General features: G+C 68.7%; 1 protein-coding gene. It reads left to right on the forward strand.

Annotated elements, in window-relative coordinates:
• Nucleotides 1-115 precede the first annotated feature (115 nt).
• Nucleotides 116-298, forward strand: a complete 183-nt coding sequence (locus ACGF5R_RS24555; protein ID WP_262981574.1) for a hypothetical protein — start codon at nucleotides 116-118, stop codon at nucleotides 296-298.
• Nucleotides 299-418: the final 120 nt, after the last annotated feature.

Genomic DNA, 418 nt, shown 5'->3' on the forward strand with positions numbered 1-418 from the left:
TGGCGGGTGCGGGCTGGCGAGGCCCGCAGGTGAAGCTTTTTAACAGGGAAGCCCCCCTGGGGGCTGCACGGGGCGGCGATGGCGAGCACGGGGACGAGCAACGGAGCGCAGCGCAGTGCGAGCCGCGCGCAGCCAGTGCAGCAGGGTTGGGGCGGGGGGTAATAAACTGCGGAGGCCGCAGGCCGACTGGCTTACCGGTCTGTGGCCGTTGACCTTGATGGGCTTGCCGGCGGGTTTTAGGACTGATGTTATCACCGGAGCTGCCAGGGATGGCGGCGACTGCGGCGGTGGGTTTTAGCACTGATAGTGACAGCAGCGGGTGAGCGAGCGAACCCGGTGCGCCTCTGGGGCTGAGAGGCTCACCCCGGCGGCCAGCCGCACGCTGTTGTTGAGGTGACCGCGCAGCGCCCTTGGGTGG

Source organism: Photorhabdus sp. RM71S (assembly GCF_042879355.1).
Classification (GTDB): Bacteria; Pseudomonadota; Gammaproteobacteria; order Enterobacterales; family Enterobacteriaceae; genus Photorhabdus; species Photorhabdus kayaii.